This is a genomic window from Methanobacterium congolense (assembly GCF_900095295.1).
Classification (GTDB): domain Archaea; phylum Methanobacteriota; class Methanobacteria; order Methanobacteriales; family Methanobacteriaceae; genus Methanobacterium_C; species Methanobacterium_C congolense.
In genome coordinates this window covers 534343-553882 of the sequence record NZ_LT607756.1, presented here as the reverse complement: position 1 = coordinate 553882, position 19540 = coordinate 534343, and the positions used below count along the sequence as shown (strand labels likewise).

Sequence of the window (19540 nt, the reverse complement as noted above, 5' to 3'; positions counted from 1 at the left end):
ATAGTTGAAAATAAGGGTAATCTAAAAAAATAAGGAATAATTGAAGGAGATCTGATGATCTCACTCTTTGATGATCTCTTTGAGGTACTTCATCATGTCATCCCGCACCTCTTCATTTTCAAGGGCCATTTCAATGGAACTTTTAAGCCATTCCACTGTGTTTCCAATGTCGTAAATCTTTCCATCAAAAACATGACCATAAACTGTTTCAAGGGATTTCATTGCATCTGTAAGCTGTATTTCTCCACCAACTCCCGGAGAAACATTTTCCAGATGGTCGAAGATTTCCGGGGTGAGGATGTACCTGCCTGTGATTCCAAGATTTGATGGGGCCTCTGAGAGTTTTGGTTTCTCAACAAGCTCATCTATCTTGTAAAGGGAATCGTTCACTTTATCCCCCTTTATTATACCGTATCTCTCAATTTTTTCCTCCGGAAGTCTCTCTATTGCAATTGTCGATGACTCATACTTCTCAAATATGTCCATAAGCTGTTTCGTGCACGGAACATTGGAATGGGTTATTGTATCTCCAAGGAGAACTGCGAATGGGTCTCCGTCTATATGTTTCTCTGCACATAGTATTGCATCTCCAAGACCCTTCTGTTTTTTCTGACGAACATAATAAATATCTGCCATTTCAGAAATTGCCTCAATTTCCACAAGGTTATCAATTTTTCCACAGTTTTTAAGGAAATATTCCAGCTCAAAAGACCTGTCGAAATGGTCTTCTATTGATCGTTTTCCTTTACCTGTTATTATGAGAATATCATCAATTCCTGAGGCAACTGCCTCTTCAACAACGTACTGTATAGTTGGTTTGTTAAAAACTGGCAGCATTTCTTTTGGTTGTGCCTTTGTTGCTGGTAAAAATCTTGTTCCGAGTCCAGCTGCTGGTATTATAGCTTTCATTTTTGTCACCTAAAATTAATGGATCACTGAATCATTCCATGACTCCAATGACCTCTGATTTTATAATCTCCCATGATAATTATTTTGTGCAATGAAAGGAAGTAACTTCATGGCCCTGTCATTATTTTCTAGTTTTCAACGTATTATTAAATGGATATTTTTTCATTCCCTAAATGGTTTGTTTTAACGCTTTATAATGATTTTGAATTCTTGAGAGAATTTTTTTGACCATTTGCTTTAGCCTTTCACCCATTTAAATTCCTTAAAATAAAGCACGATCATTCCATGATCTTCTTCATATACTCCAGTCCTTCGACCGTGCCCATCATCTTCATTCCAGTGTCTCTTTCAATCTTATTAATATCTAAGGAGGAATCTTTAGGTCTTTTAGCTTTCTGAACAAAATTCGTGCTTTCAATCGAGTTTATAAGGTTTGGATCCAGTTCAAATACATCTGCAATGTTCACTGCAAAGTCGAACCTGTTTACACGTTCACCACCTGCAGTGTGATATATTCCTGTTTTATCCAGCTCAAAAAGCTTTAAAATGGCTTCTGCAGCATTGTCTGCAAGTGTTGGAGAGTTGTACTGATCCGTTACTATGTTTATGTTCCTTCCATTTTTGAGTTCATCTATAACCCATGTTACGAAGTTCATTCGATGGTGCCAGCCGTAGAGAACACTTACACGTGCCACGGCATAGTTGACATCGTATTTTTGAATCACCTCTTCACCTTTGAGCTTGGTGAGGGCGTAGTGGCCAAGAGGACTTGTTTCATCTTCCTCACGGTACATTCCCCTTTCACCGTCAAAAACAAAGTCGGTTGAAACGTAAATGAGTTTACTTCCTGTTTTTTCACATGCCCTTGCTATGTTTTCGGTTCCAGTCACGTTGAGTTTCCAGGCCTCGTCTGGATGGTCCTCGCAGTAGTCAACGTTGGTCATTGCTGCAGAGTGCACAACGAGATCCGGATTCAATGCACTTATCTTTTCTAGAACATCTTTTTCATCAGTTATATTGAATGAAATTGAATTTGGAACGGGATTTTTGTGGTGGGTCACTGTTATATCGTACCTGTCTCCTGCAAGGTACTCAAACTTGGAACCTAAAAGTCCGCTTCCGCCGGTTATAAAAAGGTTTTTCATGGTAATGGTTAATAGGAATGGAATATATAAAAGTTTTGAGAATACGCAAAAGGTGTTTTTATGATAGATGGCGTTAAAACAAAAAATCTTAAGGTAGTTCCAGATGAGAGGGGCTGGCTTATGGAAATACTTAGAAATGATGATGATATATTCGAAAATTTCGGCCAGGTCTACATGACAACCGCATATCCCGGAGTTGTTAAGGGCTGGCACCTTCACAAAAAACAGACTGACAACTTCACATGCATACACGGTATGATGAAGGTCGCACTCTACGATTCAAGGAAAGATTCACCTACCTATGGTGAGATCAATGAATTTTTCGTTGGAGAAAAAAATCCAATGCTTATAAGTGTTCCAACCTACGTCTATCATGGATTTAAAGCTGTTGGAACAGAAACCGCCTACTTCGTAAGCGTTCCAACCCATGCCTACAACTACGATGAACCTGATGAGTTCAGGCTACCTCCAGACACTGATGAAATACCCTACGACTGGATATTAGAGGGTAAAAAACACGGCTAATAAACTTATAAACTCTCTTTTATTTTTTTGTAAGAGTAGTGTTAAAATTGTAAAAAGAGGGTTAAAATCTTTAACGATTAAAATCTTATTTTAATACATTGTAAAAGATTAATACATTGTAAAAGTATTGTAAATTTTTATAAAGATTTATAAAAAAGTTGTTTTAAAAACTGTAAAATAATGATATAAACAGGTGATATTAAATGAAAATGCTCGTAACAGGCGGTGCAGGCTTTATAGGCTGTAACTTCGTCCATCATATCCTTGAAACCTACGACCATGAAATGGTGGTCCTTGATAAGTTAACCTACGCTGCCAATCCAGAATACCTGAAGGATGTTCAAGATAAAATTGAATTTGTTAAAGGAGATATAAAAGATTCAGAAGCTGTTAAAGAAGCCATGAAAGACTGTGACATGGTTGTGAACTTCGCTGCAGAAACCCATGTGGACCGTTCAATAGAGGATCCTGGGGTTTTCGTTAAAACAGATGTTATAGGAACCTACAACCTCCTTGAATATGTTAGAAAGTACGATGTGGACCGCTACCTTCAGATATCAACAGATGAAGTTTATGGAAGCATTGAAAATGGTTCATTCACAGAAGAAAGCTGCATAGATCCTTCAAGTCCATACTCCGCAAGTAAAGCAGGTGGCGATGTTCTTGTAAGTGCATACTACAAAACCTACGGTACACCCATAATAATAACAAGAAGCAGCAACAACTTCGGACCCTACCAGTACCCAGAAAAGCTCATACCACTCTTCATAACCAATGCAATGCAGGACAAGGAACTTCCAGTCTACGGAGACGGACAGAACATACGCGACTGGATATATGCACCTGATAACTGCAGGGGAATATACACAGCCCTTACAAAGGGTAAACTCGGAGAAGTTTACAACATTGGTGGTGGAAACGAGAAAACCAACCTGGAAATCACCCACATGATACTTGACATCCTTGGAAAACCTGAAAGCCTCATAAAATTCGTTGATGACAGGTTAGGTCATGACAGGCGTTACTCCCTTGATTCTGCCAAGATCAAGAAGCTTGGATGGAAGCCAGAGTGGACCTTTGAAGATGCAATCAGGGAAACTGTTGAATGGTACAAAGAGAACCTTTCAATGGTTATGCAAGGATAAAATTATCATAAAGCACCAATAGAGTAAGCCGGAGTTCATAATATAAGACCTGGCTTATTTTACTTCTTTTTAAGTTTCTTTTTTTATTAATTTTTATTAGAATTAAATTATTCATTATCATTCCAAAATCAATGAACTAAAAGGAAAATTCTTATTTTTAAGAGAGAAAAATCTAGGATCTCAAAGATTATTTTGATTCAAAAGGGGATTTTTTCGCGTTTTTCTTTTTGGTTCATTATATTTTCGCGTATTTTCTGTTTTTTTCCGATAAATTTATATATTGTTTTATTTAATTAGTTGTATTATCGTATTATTTGTGGTATTGTTTTTGTTGATTTGTATTAATTTGTTTGTGGAAGGTTATTTTAATGATAAATGGGAAGTTCAATGTTGTTTTAGTGTTGATATTGGTTTTAGCGATTTTAACTCCGAATTTGGTTTATGCAGGTAATTTAACAGGGCCATGGAGTGGAAGTGTTAGTGGTGGTGGTCGTAGTGCTGTTGTAACGTCTCAGGCGGGTAATGTTACGGTTACGGGTGTTGTTACGACTTCCGGTAATGCTCGGTGGGGTGTTGCAGATTCCAGTGTGCCGGGTTCTGCTCCATTTTCTAATGGTAAGTTGAATACCAATAACTTCTGGAGTAATCCCAGTGCTCATGGGCACACGTCTCTGCAAAGCAGTTACTGGTGGGATATTAGTCCGGATTCTGTGGGTACAAATATAGATCGTTCAGGGGATGATAAAGGAACCGGGTACATAACTTTTTACTTCAGCAAGCCTGTTGTGAATCCTGTACTGGATTTGGATCGTATGGGTGGTGATGGTCGTGTTTCAAACAAGGCAACCACTAACTCTGCAATCTTAACACTCTTAAACTCAGATCTGAGCCTTACTAAACTTTCGGGTAACAGTCAGTTTCAGGTTACCAGTAAAACTATAGAGAGAACACCTAATCAGAAGTTCTCCCAGTTTAATCAGGAAGCTTCATGGGCAGCCAACAGTGCAGGTGCAGGAAGCGTAATGATCAAAGGAATAATCAGCAGTGTGAGTTTTAAGTGGACAGGAACCGGCATAGAAGGAATGGGACAAGACGGAATAGAACTAGTATGGGACCTCACAGAATACGTGGACAACACATCCCCAGTTGTAACATCCTCCCTGAACCGTAATATGGTACGTTCTGGTGATAATCTTACTGTGAATGCCCAGTCCAGTTCGGATACGTCGTATATTGTTGCTAATGTTATGGGAAACCTGTACAGTATGAACAAAGGTTCAGGTAACAACTGGAACCTGAACTTCACAGTTCCAGATGCAGCAGACGGCGTTTACAATGTTTTGTTGAGTGCTTTTGATGGTATGGGTAATATGGGCACTTCAATAATGAACTTCACTGTGGATAACACAGCACCAACTATAAATGCGACTTGTAATCCGGTTTTAACAAGGACTGGAAATAGTGTTCTGGTGAATGCCACTGCAGATGATGACACAGCGAGTATGACCCTGGAAGTACTGGGAACCATCTACAACATGATAAAAGATCCAAATAACAACTGGATATTCAACTACACAGTACCAAAACTTACAGATGGCACCTACGACATCATATTAACTGCAACGGATGCACTGGGAAATACCGGCAACACTTCCCTCAATTTTACAGTGGACAACACACCACCCACACCAATAGGAGAATTAAATCAAACCACCACCCGAACAGGGGATAACCTAACATTGAATGTGAGTGCAGATAACGACACAGATACATTAACAGCAACCATCCTCGGAGATGCTTACAACCTCACAAAAGGTACTGGTGGATTTTGGACACTCAATTATACGGTACCACGGGTTGCAGACGGACTCTACACCATACTCCTGACTGGAACTGATGTACTGGGAAATATGGGTAACACATCCCTTAATTTTACGGTGGACAACACCGCACCAAGTATCAAAGGCTCTGTGCTTCCGGGCCTTACCAAAACCGGTAACTCCGTACTTGTTAAGGCGGTTTCAGATCCTGATACGGTTCGTATGACTGCAACAATACTCGGAACAACTTATGCTATGATCCAGGGTCCTGACGGTATCTGGACACTTCAGTACACAGTACCACAGGTTATGGATGGCTTTTTACAGGTATTTTTGGATGCTTGGGATGATGCTGGTAATCATGGATTTAATACAACGAATATGAGTGTGGATAATGCGCTTCCTGGTGTGAATTGTACTGTTTTGCCGGGTCGTATTAAAAATGGTGGTAATGTCATGTTGAGGGTTTGTGCAGATCCTGATGTGGTTAATGTCACAGCATTCATCGCTGGAAACCATTACAACCTAACACAAAACAGTGACGGCACATGGACTCTAAACTATCCCATTCAAGGACTTGCAGATGGATTTCAAACCGTACTTCTTACTGCTACCAACGGCCTGGGTAGTCAAGGAACAGCTTATACTGGTTTTACTGTGGATAATACTGCGCCGGCTTTGAAGGTTGAGGTGTTACCGTTTACTGTTAGGGAGGGTGGTAAGCTTTTTGTGAGGGTTTATTCTGATGTTGATGCTGTGGTAGTTACTGCTGAGATTCTCGGCAAAACTTACAACCTGATTAAATGTTCCAACAGCATCTGGACACTCACCTGCACTGTTCCCGGACTTAAAGACGGTAATTACAATGTCATGTTGAGGGGTTGGGATGATCTCAACAACACCAACAACACAACAGTCACATTCAAGGTACAAAATCCAGTAACACCCATTAATCATGGTTCACTTGGAGGTGCTACTGGTTCATCCACATCAACTGTGCATTCTGCTTCACAGGGTTACAGTAACGGTGTTCATAGTGTGCAGGGTGGTTCTTCTGGTTCTGCCGTGGCTGGTAAGGTGGTTTCTCCTATTGCTCCTGTTGGTGGGGGTTTGTCTGCGTCTTCATCGTCTTCTGGTTTTTTGGATGGGTTTTTGAGTTATGCAAGTAATTCTTTGGATTGTAATGTGCAGGGTTCTATTTATGGCAGTTATGCTAAGTTTATAGAGAATCCTTTTAGTCCGCTTTTTTATCAGTTTTACATACAAGATAAGTTGATGCAAGCCGCTCAGAAGGCCCGGAGTACTGGGAACTTTTGGGATTTCTGGAATTATAATTTTTATCATATTTACGGTTACAGTAATTTGGATCATGTGTGGGGTGGGGAGAATATTAAGTGGCTGCTTTATTGGGGATTTGGTGTTGAACAGAATGGTGATATGTCCGTTGGAAACTTCCTCCTGAACATAATTGCAATAATACCCATCGGAAGAGCAGGAACAATACTGGGAAAGGCATTATCAGGACTACTAAGTAAAACAGGAATAAAAATAGGCTTTAATTTTGGGAAAAACTTTTTGCGAGCAAGAAAGTTTTTTGATAATTTAGCTAAGAAGTTTGGTTTTTTTGATTTGAAAAGATGGAAGGAGTTTGTTTCTGTGGTGGGTGATGTTCTTTTTCCTAATCCTGTGGGTTGGTTTGTGGATGCTTCTAAGGCTTTGGGTAAGTTGGTTGGTAGTGAAAGGTTGGTTGCTATTGCAACGGCTTTTGGTAATTTTGAGTTTAGGAGGGGTTTAGGAGATTTAGGTAATCTCCTGGTTAATCCAGATCCACTTAAGAAAATATGGGAGAATTACGGTGAGCTCGGTGCTTTTTTAAATAGAAATCTGAATTATTTAATAGATTCATCTAAAAGTTTAATAGATTCCTCTAAAAAAGTTATTAATAAAGCTGTAAATACTGCTAAAACCGGTTTTAATAAGGTCGTGACTAAAATCACCAATACTGTTAAGCAGGTACTGCCAAAAGTCGTGACTAAAGTTAAAACAACCATGAAAAAAGTAGTTAATAAAGTTAAAAAAACGGTTAAGAAACTAGTTAATAAAGTTAAAAAAGTTGTAAAAACAGTTAAAAGAGTAATTAAGAAGGTAGTTCATAAGGTTAAGAAAGTTGTGAAGAAAGCTGTTAAAGTTGTTAAAAAAGCAGTTGCTAAAGTCAAAACTACCGTTAAAAAAGTAGTGACTTCAACTGTAAACTGGATCAAAAGTAAATGGCCATGGTAATGGAAGTGAAAAATATGAGTTTTTTTAGTGCAGAGCCGACTGTTGATGTTGCGGGTAAAGTTTTAGATGAGTTTGGTGGTGTTGAGGGGTTAAAGGAAGTGATTGAGGGTATACTTGCTTTAGAAGATTCTGAAGTCTATGAAAAGCTTGTTCATGTGCGTTTTGATGGTCTTATGGGTTCTGATGTTGAAATAGATAGAAGTGAAGATGAATTTTCATCATTAGAGAAATTTGCAATAGAAAATCTTAGTAAATTTCCTTTAAGTATTCCTTTAGCACCATTAATTGGAATAAAAGAATTTTTAGTGATTTATAGTTTTATTGCAGGTATTTATCATGTTAATTTGGGAAGAAAATTAAATTTAGAAGACAGAAATAAAATATTCCATAGCTCCATGGCCACAAGAATAGTATCACTCTTAGAAGATTTTGATTCTGACATTGACACTCCCAATCCTAGTGCTGAATTCTTCAAACGTTTAGGTAAGATTAAATGGCAAAATAAACAGGTGAAACGCCTTTATAATCATATTCATGAAATTAATTTTATGTTGATACATAACAAGTGGAAAGGAACAGAAAGGGTGTCAACAACTTTTTTAGTTACTGAAGAAGCTTTTATTTTGCTTTTATCTGGTTGTAGTGCAGTTATCTGCGGTAGGGATAAAATTAACACTTTCGATGTTATAAAAGCCAATAAAACTTATCTAAAACTTATAAACACAGATATTAGTCGTTTGATGTGATAGTTTTTCTATGGTTGGGTTTATAGGTAATTGTTAAGTGGTAAAAAGATGGGAATTATAGATGCAACAAGGTCTATTGATAGTTTAAAGAAGAGATTACTCAATGAATTTGATCATGTTGATGGTTTGGATGGTGTATTGGATGATATTTTGGGGTTGACGGATTCGGATGTGTATTGGGAGTATTTTAAGGCTTTTAAGATGGAGGATGGTGTTAGTGGGGAGGATTTTAAGTATAGTGATGCGGAGAAGAGTAATATTCGTGTTGTGAATCTTGCACGTGAGAATTTAAGTAGTCCTGTGCTTTATTTTCCACCAGTTACAGATTTAGTAGAATTTTTAACTTTTTATGTGATGTATCGTGTTTTTGAAGATATTTACTATGTTTACAAAGGTAGTTCTCTTGTTCATGAGGATTTTATTAAACTGTTGTATAATGGTTTGGATGAACGTGTTATGAGGGGATTAGACCAGTTTGACACACTTACTAACCCCCAAGAGGTTACCGCTGAATACTTCCTCAAACTTAAGAAAATGAACTGGAAAAATAAAAACGTGAAAAAGTTGCATGGGAAATTAAATCAGTTTCGTGATAGTAATTTTATTGAAACACGGAAAATAACAACTAGTAAATTTTCTGTCACTGAATCTGCTTTTATCCTTTTCCTTGCGGCTTGTTGTGCTGTGAACGATGATCGGTTGAAGATAGTGGAATCTGATCTTTTAATGGCTTATAAAACTTATTTCAAACTTATAAACACAGATATTACTAAGTTGATGTGATGGTTTATGGGGTTTAGGAATTTTTTTGCAGCAGTAGCTGCAGTGGCAGTTTTCATTAGTACAGGCACAGTGATTGCTTTGGCTGTGAGTTATATCGGTCAATCCCCGGGAAATCCAATTATAAGGATTGGAGGATTGTTTATATGTTTTGTACTAGCTTCGATGGTTTACAACCTTATAAAAGTTGATGCAATTGAAGATCAAAGTCAAAAAAAGGAAAAACCAGTCGTAACTGGTAAAGACATCTCCAGAAAACTTGAAGAAAAACGTGACATAGGGAAGAAATGACCTTTTTATGTGATAATCGCTCGTTAAACAACTTTTTAGTTTTATTAAGTCATTATCTATAGTTGAAATAGTTAGCAAATGCATGGAATTGGATTAAATTTACTAAAGAGGGGAAGATAATGGTTTCACAGAGGGATATGTTTAATTTGAGTGGGGATGAGATTGCTGAGAAGGAAATAGTTAAACTGGTTGATGTATTTGATGTTGAGGGTTTGGAGGATATGGCTGAAGGTTTGAGAGGCTTGGGTAGTGGCGTTCATAAGACGTTCTATGAGGCTTATCTGTTAGGAAGGAATCTTTTTGAGGATGCTGCTGAGTTGTCTGTAGATGAGAAACGTGATGATGATCTTTTAACGTTGGCTTATCAGAATTTAAGTTCTAAACATTTTTTTCTCGCTAAAAAAGGATTTAATTACTTTTACACATTTTTCTGAAATATTTGAATTCATCTTTCCTATTTATTATGTTTATTTAGGCAGAAAATTGGGACACAATGATGTAAAAAGGATTTATGATACTAAAATTTATGAACGTTTAATATTTTTCTTGGATAATTTTGATACAAATAGCCCTGAAGTCATGACTCCTACTGCAGAATATTTCCAAAAACTCAAAAAAGTCCAGTGGGCTGATAAAGAGACTCAAAAGTTATTTAAACTAACTGACGAGATACGTTTGTATGGTACTGGAGGTAGACATGCATCTAATCTTAAATTAATTGATTTTCAAGTTCGAGAGAGCATGTTCCTTTTATCCCTTGCAGGCTGCAATGCCATTAATAACAAAAGAGATAAAATAACCCTAGAAGATATTGTAAAAACACATAAAACATATTTCAAATTATTAAAAACTAATTTACCAGCCTTAGTTGATAATTTAAGTGATATACAATGATATGGACTGTTGTTATGGTTTCACAGAGAGATATGTTCAAATTGAATGATCAACAAATGTTAAAGAAGTATTCTGGGCTTCTGCTGGATGAATTTGACGTTGAGGGTTTGGAAGATGTTATTAATGGTTTGAAGAGTTTGAAAAGTGAAAGTTTTCATGAAAGATTGTTTGAGGATTATTTGTTAGGTTCGAATATTTTTGAGGGTGGTGCTGAGTTAACTGTGGATGAGAAACGTGATAACGATCTTCTGGTTTTAGGATATCAAAATTTAAGTTACAAACGCCTATTCTCCATTAAACGGGATTTGATAAGTTTTACTGAGTTTAGTGAGATTTCTGATCTCTTATTACCATTGTATCATATGTGTCTTGGGCGTAAACTTACTCATGGTGATGTTAAGGCTTTTTATGATGCTCGTATTGATGAAAGACTGGTTTTCTTGTTGGATAAATTTGACGAACCTCTAAATGTTCCAGAGCCAACTCCTGAGTTTTTTAAGAAACTTAAAAAGCTACAATGGCAGGATAAAAAAACAAAAAAATTCCATGAAAATTTAAAAGAATTGCTGGTGTATGCAACTAGTGGAAAGCACGTGGATTTAAAATTGGTAAATTTTCAGGTTAGAGAATTCAATTTCACACTTTCCCTTATGGCATGTAGTGCAGTGGTTGATAGTCGTGATAGGATTAACTTGGATGATGTTATCCGGGCTTATAGGACGTATTTGAAGTTGTTGAAAACTGATTTACCTGCTTTGGTTGAGAAGTTAGGGGTTTAAGTTTTAATTGTAGAAAAAAAATTAGAGGTTGGGGAGGGTTTTGTTTTGATGGTGGATGATGTTGAGGGTGTTGTGCTGGCTTCTGTTTCTCGCAGGGCAGGTGCTTTTGTGTTGGATGTTCTTTTGTTGTTGATGTTTTTCGGATTTTTGTTCTTCATAGGTTTAGGGGCATCTGACCTGTTTGTAGGTATTGTTTTCCTGATAATCAGTACCCTGGTTATGTTGGTTTATTTTTCTTACTTTGAAGGACCTTCAGGTGGTAGTACTCCCGGTAAATATTATTTATCTTTGATGGTGGTGGATGAAAAGACCTTAAAACCTCCAAGTAAGATGCAGAGTGTCACAAGGAATCTTTTAAGGTTCGCTGATCTCCTACCCTACTTCGTACCAGGTCTTCTAGGCCTAATTGTTATGCTGTGTTCCGATAAAAATCAAAGACTCGGAGACAAAACAGCAAAAACCATAGTCATCCAAAAAAAAGCCTAATAAAATTTTAATATTAATAAATTTGGATTTGGTATTGCTTCATTTTTTTTGGGGGGTTGGTGAGGATCAAAATTTACAGGTTGTGGTTAGGAATGTTCCAGTTATAAAGCAGGGTTTAAATTTTGTAGGTAAAATTGGAAGAAAATTAGGGTTATGGTAAAAATGGGAATACTCAGTTTATTTAAAAATAAAAAAGAGAATTGTAATGAGCTTATGAAAAGTAGGAAGTATGAAGAAGTAATTCGTTGTTGTGATGAAATATTAAAGAAGGAACCAGAAAATTCAATCGCATGGTACAACAAGGGTTGGGCACTCACTAAACTTGAAAAATTCGAAGAAGCACTACAATGCTATGAAAAAGCATTGGGACTAAACCCCGAATATGAAGATGCATGGGTTAATAAGGGCAGGGTTCTTGAGGAATTGGGAAGGTTTAATGAATCGTTGAATTGTTATAATACTGCTTTGAATTTAGATTCCAAAGATGAATATTTATGGATTAATAGGGGTAGGGTTCTTGAGGAGTTGGGAAGGTTTAATGAAGCAATTGAGTGTTATAATAAGGTTTTAGAGTTAAATTCTAGTTTAGAAATGGCTTTTTATTATAAAGGAGATGTTTTTAGTTCTCTTGAGAGATATTATGGCGCATTGGACTGTTATAATAAGGTTTTAGAGTTAAATCCTGAAGCATACTACGCTTGGACTCGCAAGGCAGATACTCTTATTAAACTTGAAATGTATGACGAAGCAATGAAATGTTACAAGGAATCTTTGAAATTAAATCCTAATTTTGAATATACATTTTATGGAATGGCTAATTTATTTAAAAAGCTTGGAAAGTTTGAAGAAGCTTTTGTATGTTATAATAAGACTTTAGAAATAGATTCTGAAGATGAAAATGCATGGTATGAGAAGGGAATAGTTTTAGAAAAACTTGAAAGATACTCTGAAGCATTAGAATGTTATGATAAAGTTTTGGAGTTGAATTCTGAATTTGAAGATGCAATCAAAGCCAAAAAAACATAAACTGTCAAAAAAGTAGTTAAAAAGGTTAAAAAATGATTTTAAAATCTTTGATTTAATTTTTTAGAAATGTTTATCAGTTTTAACATTATGATTTCAAAAATAAGGCTCTAAAATCTTCAAAAACTCATTTTTACTTATATGATATATTTTTAATGTTTTATGATGGCTTTTATGTCCGGATACAATTTCAACCGGGTTCTGGGTGAGTTTGGAAAATTCCTTTGTTATTTCCTTGTTGGCCTTTCCCTTCTGTGGAACTGCTTTTATCCTGATTTCAATGGCTTCACGCCAGGTATTGTAGCCTGAAATCTCAAACTTGTTTGATTTTGTGGAAACCTCTACGTCCACCAGTATTCCACCTTCAGATTCCTTCACTGCCTTCATAGTATCAGTTTATTTTTTTTATTATTTGAGGGTTTATAATTTTAATTTCTTTTAATTTCTTCCTATTTTTAGGACACATAGGTATTAAATTCCTGTTTCAGCACCTCCATGAAGGAAAAGATTTAAATACTGAAAGAGAAAGATGTTGGTATGCTCTAATGTGAGTGAAACTAAATTATTTGATCACGCAGGGGTGGTCGAGCGGTCAAAGGCGCTAGGTTGAGGGCCTAGTGGGGTAGTCCCTTCGCGGGTTCGATTCCCGTCCCCTGCACTTAACAATTAACTTCTATTTTTAACATTTCCGAGAATCAGATTTAACATAGATCTCATTTGATGAAAAATTTCTAACGATTTATGGTTGCTTGAGATCAGAAAATCAATACCCTTCTAAAAACAATTCTTCAAAGTTTTAAAGGTTTAAAATGTTTACAAATAAATTTTTGAAACATTTAACAAAAAACGAAACAATTAAAAAAAATATTAGAATAATATATTAAAAATAAGGTAGATTGAACCTTATAAATTCAATTTTATACATTTAATCCCTTTGAATTTTATAATTCACTCCTTCTTGAAAATGGTGAAGGATTGAGAGGATAAAAAGTCAAATTTCTCCAAAACAAGGTATCCACCCTTTTCCATGACATTCAATATATCCTCTTCAGGGGTGTAGTGACCAAAAAGGTTCACAAAGTTGATTTTTTTAGTTTTTTTGTAGTCTATAATAACAATTCTTCCATCAGGAGCTAAAAATTGTTTTAAATGGTTGAAGTAACCTAAAGGTTCGGGTATGTGATGGAATACGTTCCTCAAGAAAATGAGGTTCAGATCATTTTCAAGCTCAAGACTGTTCTCTTCTGCCAAAACAGTTTCTATATTCTTCACACCCTTAATTCGAGTTTCAGATTTCACATAATCAAGATATTCTGGTTCCATATCCACTGCGTAGACCAATCCGTTTTCTCCCACATCATCTGAAAACTTAAAGGTGAAATAGCCCCCACCACAACCAATATCTGCGATTTTATCGTTTTCACGTATTTTAAGAGATTTTATAATTTCAGTTGATTTGAATTCAGGCAGGGCTGCCTTTTCATTGAGTTTTTTAATTTTTTTTAACTTAGAACTTTTAGAACTTCCAAACATTAGGATACATCTTCCATTTTTTTCAAGTTAAGAACATCGTTTAATCAATCAACATTTATCACAACTTTCAGGGGTTTACCCTCACTTAAATCATCTATTAAACCTTTTTTAAGGTCACATGATGCTCTATCCGCATTTATCATAAGGGTTCTGCTGCACTTGAACTCACTTTTTCTGCAGACCATATCCGTTGGATGGTCCAGGGTCAGTTCTGGATGTCCATAACCCTTTATTTCATCCCGAGCATTTTCTGTCTCAAGAATCACTTTGATAATGGCTTTTTCATTCTGTATGGCATTTTTCAGTTCCTCTGGAAAATCTTTCATGGAAACTCCAGATGAAACTCCTATTATGCAGTCGGCTTTGATGCCTATTTCTGGATCCATTGTAACTTCAAGTGTTGTTTTATGACGTGATGTGACGTTGGGATGTCCCTTTGCAAAGAAGCTGTAGTTCATGGTACTCACTTTTCATACGGATTATTTTTTTTGAGATTTGCCTGAATCTTTGGTTAAATTTTTTATAATCCTATTTTTTTAGGTTTTTGGTTTAAATAAACTCTAATTTCAGTTAGAGTGTTCATTAAAATATTATTATGAATTATTATACCCCTAAATTTTAGATTTTAATATAATCAATAAATTTTAATTATGAAAATTAAAAATGATTTTTGTAAAAAAAATGATTTTTATAAAAGTTCATAATCCACTTGATATAAAACTAACTCAATTATGAGTAGGATTAATCACTGAATTAACGAAATATGAAAAAATAATTTAAGGAAGTTTAATATGCCAAAAAACCGATTGAAAGGCACTTACTGTTTAATAATTCAATTAAAGTCTCAACAAAATATTAAAATTGGACGTTTAGGTGAAATAGATTTTAAAAGGGGTTACTACGTTTATGTTGGTTCTGCACTGAATTCACTTAAAAGCCGGCTTGAAAGACACCTTAAAGATGATAAAAAACTTTTCTGGCATGTTGATTATCTTCTAAACAATCCTGATGCAAATGTGGAGGATGTTGTCTTTGCTGTGAGTGATGAGAAATGGGAATGTTCCCTGGCAGCCCACATATCAAAAGAAGGGTCTGAAATCCATGCTTTCGGGTGTTCAGATTGTAAATGTCCATCTCATCTATTCTACTTCCAGGATCTGGAAGGATCAAAAAGGATTTGTTTGGAATCCTTTGAAAAACTGGGGCTTAAACCATTGGATCTAAGTGATCTGGAAAGACTTTGAATCATAAGATTTAAATCATCAACTTCAAATCCAGTTCTCATATTTTTTTTAGTCTTATTTTAAGTTTTATGAATTTTTTTTTAAAGTCCTATTTTTAGGTTTTATGAATAATTTCGTGAAAAACATAGTTTGGTGGGTATGCTCCACCATAGGCCTCAAGTAAAAATCGATCCCTTCAATTAAACTAATGAGTACATAAAAATAAATTAGAATTTATCCATGTACTCATCATCATATTAGGGCTTCTATTAATTTAATGAAAGTAATTTTTTTCAAATTATTTATCCTTGAAAGTGGAGGGATGTGGATTAAAAGAAGGTTCACTGGAACTTCCTGAAAAATTCCTCGAACTCATCCACACCCATGGGTTTGGGAACAACAAATTCCTGATTTTTGTATATCTTCTCTGAAAGTTCCATGTATTTGGCTGATTGTTCTGAATCTGGAAACTTTTCAACAACTGTTTTAGCATCATATTCACTCTGCTGTACTAGTTCGCTTCGGGGTATGACCTCTATGACCCGGGTTCCGATTCTATGGGCGAATTCTTCAACGATTTCAACTTCATGGTTGGTGCCTCTGCAGTTGCAGATTATACCTCCAAGACGACCTTTGAGTTTCTGAATACCTTGAGAGATGTTGTTTGCAGCGTAGAGTGCCATGTACTCTCCAGAGGTGACTATGTAAACTTCGTCTGCGAATTCCTCCCGGAGGGGTACTGCAAATCCTCCGCAGACCACATCTCCAAGTACGTCGTAGATCATAACATCAGGATCTGGCTTGAAGACTTCAAGTTTCTCAAGGAGATTCATTGCAACTATGACTCCACGGCCTGCACATCCCACTCCAGGTTTTGGACCTCCACTCTCAACACATTTCACTTCCCCATAACCTTCAAATAGAATATCGTCCTTTTTGACATCCTTTTTTTCCTTCACAACGTCAAGTATGGTTGGTATTCTTCGTCCCACAAGGGTTCTGGTTGTGTCTGCCTTGGGGTCGCAGCCTATCACCAGGACGTTTTTATTCTGGGAGTAGGCTGCTGCGATGTTTGAGACCACTGTGGATTTTCCAATCCCTCCCTTACCATATATGGCTATTTTTTTGGTTTTTGGGACCTCAGTCATTACCCTTCACCATGGCCCCTATTATGTCGCCCCTTGTGACTATTCCAATGAGTTTGTGGTTCTCATCAACCACTGGAAGTCTTTTGATGTGGTGGGAGTCCATGAGCTCTGCTGCATCAGCTATCTGAGCATCCTTTGAGATTGTAACAACCTTTTTTGTCATTATATCCCCAATTAAAACTGAGCTTGCCCTCTCCATGTCCTCTGCAAGTTCATCCATTTCATGTTTCATCTTCACAGGGAGTTCTATGAGGTCCAGGGGTGCGGGAAGTATTAGGTTTATCTTAGGGGAGTGGAATTCAAGCATCCTCATTATATCGCCCTCACTTAGTATTCCAATAACGTGGTTCTCCTCGTTAACAACAGGTGCCCCGCTTATCTTGTTGTTTCGAAGGACCTGTGTAACATCCACTATTTTATCGGTTGATTTGAATTTCACGACATTTACTTCCATGGCATCTTCAATCTTCATAACTCATCAACTCCTCCAGAAGTAGCTTCAGCTGTCTGGATCTATCCCATCATTGAATATTTACTTATCTTTTATTATCAAAGTCTTTTAACTATATTTTTAATTATATCCAAGGTTTTAAAATAAAACTTCTTTTATTGTAATTCTTTTATTTAAGTTTTTTATTCCTTTTTTGGTTTTCATACTACTTTCATTTTATGATCATAAATTGGGACCTAAAAGTTTAAATAATGAATAATTAAATTTTATAATAGTTCATAAAATTAACTATTAATTGGGATTGAAAAATTGTGAAAAAACATACAATTAGATAAAAGTAATGTGACGTGATACCTTGAAAGATGAAAATATTGATGAAATACTTGATAACCTTTTAATTTATCTTCCACTCTTCTATCAAAAGGCAATAAAACCGAAAAATCCGGATATAAAACAAAAACATCAGGTTTATTATCAGATACTTGGAATACTCGAACACTTTGATAATTTACCCATATCCCACCTTGGAAAACGCCTCTTCGTATCGAAGCCCAACATGACCTCCCACATTGACAAACTCGTTGCAGACGGAATGGTTGAACGTGTGCCTGATGAAAAGGATCGGAGAATAATCCGTGTGAGAATCACAGACAGAGGATTGGGTTTCATAAAGGAATCCCGTGAGGTCATCAATGAAATCATAAAGTACAACCTTTCGCCCCTCGATGAATCCGAGCTTGATGAACTCAATGGCTGCCTTAGAAAGATAAGAGAATTCATGCATAAAATCGACACAATGGAAGAAATACATCGTAAAACTCCTTAAAACTTACGAATAACTGAATGTTATAATTTTTAATTTATTGGAGGATACTTAATGGAAAATGAAAAATCAAAGGGTTCTAAAGCCCTTAACATCAAGTTATTACTGGGAGGATTAATGATAAGCCTTCTTGTAGGTGCTCTTGACAATTCCATCATGAGCACAGCCATGCCCCAGGTTATTACAAGCCTTGGAGGAATGGCTTATTATGTTTGGCCCTTCACAATTTACCTTTTAACATCAACCATTGCAATAATACTGTCAGGAAAATTATCAGATATATACGGCCGTAAAAAGTTTCTAATAACAGGAATAATTATATTTATAACCACATCTGTTCTCTGCGGTTTCTCCCAGAACATAATGGAACTCACCTTCTTCAGAGGACTCCAGGGAATCGGTGGCGGAATACTCATGACCATTCCATTCATAGTCGTGGCTGAAGTCTTCCCTCCCAGGGAGAGGGGAAAGTACATGGGAATCCTTTCATCGGTATTTGGATTTGCAAATGTCCTCGGCCCTGTGCTCGGAGGATTCATAACAGATTTCATGGGCTGGGAATGGGTCTTCTACGTGAACATTCCCGTGGGTATTGCAGCCATATACATGCTAAGATCCTACTTCCCAAACCTTGAACTGGTTGTAAAGGAAGGTTCAATAGATTACGCAGGAATCGTGACCCTAACAGCAGCTTTAAGCGGACTTTTCCTGGGTTTAACCTTTGTAAGGGACACTGCAGTTTCATCAGGACTCGCTGCCACCCTTTTCATATTTGCAGCAGTAATGATTGTGTTGTTCATTTACGCTGAAAAGAAGGCCCGCGAACCAATTCTACCAATGAAACTCTTTAAAAACTCAATATTCAATGTTTCATCCATTGCAATGTTTCTTTCAAGTGCTGTGATGTTCTGCGGAATCATCTACATACCCCTATTCATTCAGGGGGTGCAGGGAATGAGTGCTTCAACCTCAGGGCTCCTCATAATCCCAATGCTTGTGAGTCTCACAGTTGCATCCATCGCAACAGGGCAAGTCATCTCAAGGACTGGAACATACAAAAAACTGGGAGTTCTGGCATTTGTACTTCTCACCATTGGTATCTGGCTCCTTTCAACCATGAACACCAGCACAGGATACCTTGCCCTTGTAATATACTCAACCATCATGGGTATTGGAACCGGTATGATGTACCCAATATTCAACGTTGCAGTGCAGAACGCAGTCTCATTGAGGGATCTTGGAACTGTTACAGCTTCAATGCAGTTCTTCCGTAACATCGGAGCAACTGTGGCTCTCCCTATATTCGGGGTCATTGTGAACCTCTCTGTGAACATGAACATACAGACTGCCAAGAACGTTCCACCTGAACTTATGAGCCTTGGAATACACAATGTTTTCCTTTCAGGACTTGTGATAAGTGTTGCAGGACTTTTGGTTTGTTTGTTCCTGAAGGAGAAGGTTCTGGCAAGTAGAGGTGGTTTTGAAGGTGATAAAAAGGAGTTGCATGGAAAATAAGATTCTGCAGGAAAAATTCTTCTT

The 19540-nt window shown here is 36.7% G+C and carries 21 protein-coding genes and 1 tRNA gene; 15 read left to right on the top strand and 7 right to left on the bottom strand.

Annotation, left to right across the window (positions count from 1 at the left end; genetic code table 11):
- Positions 1 to 60: 60 nt before the first annotated feature.
- Both galU and rfbD read right to left on the bottom strand, forming a co-directional pair.
- Positions 61 to 909 (bottom strand): UTP--glucose-1-phosphate uridylyltransferase GalU, encoded by an 849-nt coding sequence (galU, locus tag MCBB_RS02710; RefSeq protein WP_071906326.1) that lies wholly within the window; start codon positions 907 to 909, stop codon positions 61 to 63.
- Positions 910 to 1187: 278 nt separating this feature from the next.
- The gene (gene rfbD / locus MCBB_RS02705; protein ID WP_071906325.1) at positions 1188 to 2054 is read right to left on the bottom strand and encodes a dTDP-4-dehydrorhamnose reductase; all 867 of its coding nucleotides are present in this window, start codon (positions 2052 to 2054) and stop codon (positions 1188 to 1190) included.
- 60 nt (positions 2055 to 2114) lie between these two features.
- Here rfbD and MCBB_RS02700 point away from each other — a divergent pair, with 60 nt between their 5' ends.
- The 11 genes from MCBB_RS02700 (at position 2115) to MCBB_RS02650 (ending at position 12826) form a co-directional block, all read left to right on the top strand.
- Positions 2115 to 2579, top strand: a complete 465-nt coding sequence (locus tag MCBB_RS02700) for a dTDP-4-dehydrorhamnose 3,5-epimerase family protein (RefSeq protein ID WP_071906324.1) — start codon at positions 2115 to 2117, stop codon at positions 2577 to 2579.
- A 203-nt stretch (positions 2580 to 2782) separates the two neighbouring features.
- On the top strand, positions 2783 to 3724 hold the full coding sequence (rfbB, locus tag MCBB_RS02695) for a dTDP-glucose 4,6-dehydratase (protein WP_071906323.1): 942 nt from the start codon (positions 2783 to 2785) through the stop codon (positions 3722 to 3724).
- A 368-nt stretch (positions 3725 to 4092) separates the two neighbouring features.
- Complete coding sequence (locus MCBB_RS02690) at positions 4093 to 7824, top strand: Ig-like domain-containing protein (RefSeq protein WP_071906322.1); 3732 nt, start codon at positions 4093 to 4095, stop codon at positions 7822 to 7824.
- Positions 7818 to 8570 carry a hypothetical protein gene (locus MCBB_RS02685; protein ID WP_071906321.1) on the top strand — a complete coding sequence of 251 codons (753 nt, stop codon included), beginning with the start codon at positions 7818 to 7820 and terminating at the stop codon, positions 8568 to 8570. Before MCBB_RS02690 ends, MCBB_RS02685 begins: the two co-directional genes overlap by 7 nt.
- Before the next feature lie 48 nt (positions 8571 to 8618).
- Positions 8619 to 9353, top strand: a complete 735-nt coding sequence (locus tag MCBB_RS02680; protein WP_071906320.1) for a hypothetical protein — start codon at positions 8619 to 8621, stop codon at positions 9351 to 9353.
- A 6-nt stretch (positions 9354 to 9359) separates the two neighbouring features.
- Positions 9360 to 9641, top strand: a complete 282-nt coding sequence (locus MCBB_RS02675) for a hypothetical protein (RefSeq protein ID WP_071906319.1) — start codon at positions 9360 to 9362, stop codon at positions 9639 to 9641.
- A gap of 119 nt (positions 9642 to 9760) precedes the next feature.
- Positions 9761 to 10075: a hypothetical protein gene (locus MCBB_RS02670; RefSeq protein WP_071905841.1), complete on the top strand. Its 315-nt coding sequence runs from the start codon at positions 9761 to 9763 to the stop codon at positions 10073 to 10075.
- Positions 10076 to 10220: 145 nt separating this feature from the next.
- Positions 10221 to 10535, top strand: coding sequence for a hypothetical protein (locus MCBB_RS02665; protein WP_171899059.1), 315 nt, complete (start codon positions 10221 to 10223; stop codon positions 10533 to 10535).
- Positions 10532 to 11314 carry a hypothetical protein gene (locus MCBB_RS02660; RefSeq protein WP_071906318.1) on the top strand — a complete coding sequence of 261 codons (783 nt, stop codon included), beginning with the start codon at positions 10532 to 10534 and terminating at the stop codon, positions 11312 to 11314. The genes MCBB_RS02665 and MCBB_RS02660 overlap by 4 nt, the downstream gene beginning before the upstream one ends.
- 48 nt (positions 11315 to 11362) lie before the next feature.
- Positions 11363 to 11800: an RDD family protein gene (locus MCBB_RS02655; RefSeq protein WP_231916427.1), complete on the top strand. Its 438-nt coding sequence runs from the start codon at positions 11363 to 11365 to the stop codon at positions 11798 to 11800.
- Between the two features lie 162 nt (positions 11801 to 11962).
- Positions 11963 to 12826, top strand: a complete 864-nt coding sequence (locus MCBB_RS02650) for a tetratricopeptide repeat protein (RefSeq protein WP_171899071.1) — start codon at positions 11963 to 11965, stop codon at positions 12824 to 12826.
- Between the two features lie 93 nt (positions 12827 to 12919).
- Here MCBB_RS02650 and MCBB_RS02645 read toward each other — a convergent pair whose 3' ends face one another.
- Positions 12920 to 13210, bottom strand: coding sequence for a DUF167 family protein (locus MCBB_RS02645; RefSeq protein ID WP_071906315.1), 291 nt, complete (start codon positions 13208 to 13210; stop codon positions 12920 to 12922).
- Positions 13211 to 13397: 187 nt separating this feature from the next.
- Here MCBB_RS02645 and MCBB_RS02640 point away from each other — a divergent pair.
- Positions 13398 to 13481, top strand: a tRNA-Leu gene (locus tag MCBB_RS02640).
- 290 nt (positions 13482 to 13771) lie between these two features.
- Here MCBB_RS02640 and MCBB_RS02635 read toward each other — a convergent pair.
- Positions 13772 to 14356, bottom strand: coding sequence for a class I SAM-dependent methyltransferase (locus MCBB_RS02635; protein WP_071906314.1), 585 nt, complete (start codon positions 14354 to 14356; stop codon positions 13772 to 13774).
- A 44-nt stretch (positions 14357 to 14400) separates the two neighbouring features.
- Positions 14401 to 14814 carry a DUF371 domain-containing protein gene (locus MCBB_RS02630; protein ID WP_071906313.1) on the bottom strand — a complete coding sequence of 138 codons (414 nt, stop codon included), beginning with the start codon at positions 14812 to 14814 and terminating at the stop codon, positions 14401 to 14403.
- 348 nt (positions 14815 to 15162) lie between these two features.
- Between MCBB_RS02630 and MCBB_RS02625 the strand changes: the two genes are divergently transcribed.
- Positions 15163 to 15600, top strand: coding sequence for a GIY-YIG nuclease family protein (locus MCBB_RS02625; RefSeq protein ID WP_071907962.1), 438 nt, complete (start codon positions 15163 to 15165; stop codon positions 15598 to 15600).
- A 320-nt stretch (positions 15601 to 15920) separates the two neighbouring features.
- Here MCBB_RS02625 and cfbC read toward each other — a convergent pair whose 3' ends face one another.
- Positions 15921 to 16727: a Ni-sirohydrochlorin a,c-diamide reductive cyclase ATP-dependent reductase subunit gene (cfbC, locus tag MCBB_RS02620; protein ID WP_071906312.1), complete on the bottom strand. Its 807-nt coding sequence runs from the start codon at positions 16725 to 16727 to the stop codon at positions 15921 to 15923.
- Positions 16720 to 17199 (bottom strand): CBS domain-containing protein, encoded by a 480-nt coding sequence (locus MCBB_RS02615; protein ID WP_071906311.1) that lies wholly within the window; start codon positions 17197 to 17199, stop codon positions 16720 to 16722. The genes cfbC and MCBB_RS02615 overlap by 8 nt, the downstream gene beginning before the upstream one ends.
- A gap of 334 nt (positions 17200 to 17533) precedes the next feature.
- Between MCBB_RS02615 and MCBB_RS02610 the strand changes: the two genes are divergently transcribed.
- Complete coding sequence (locus MCBB_RS02610) at positions 17534 to 18004, top strand: MarR family winged helix-turn-helix transcriptional regulator (protein WP_071906310.1); 471 nt, start codon at positions 17534 to 17536, stop codon at positions 18002 to 18004.
- Between the two features lie 51 nt (positions 18005 to 18055).
- Entirely contained in the window at positions 18056 to 19516 is a 1461-nt protein-coding gene (locus tag MCBB_RS02605; protein ID WP_071906309.1) for an MDR family MFS transporter, read from the top strand.
- Positions 19517 to 19540 lie beyond the last annotated feature (24 nt).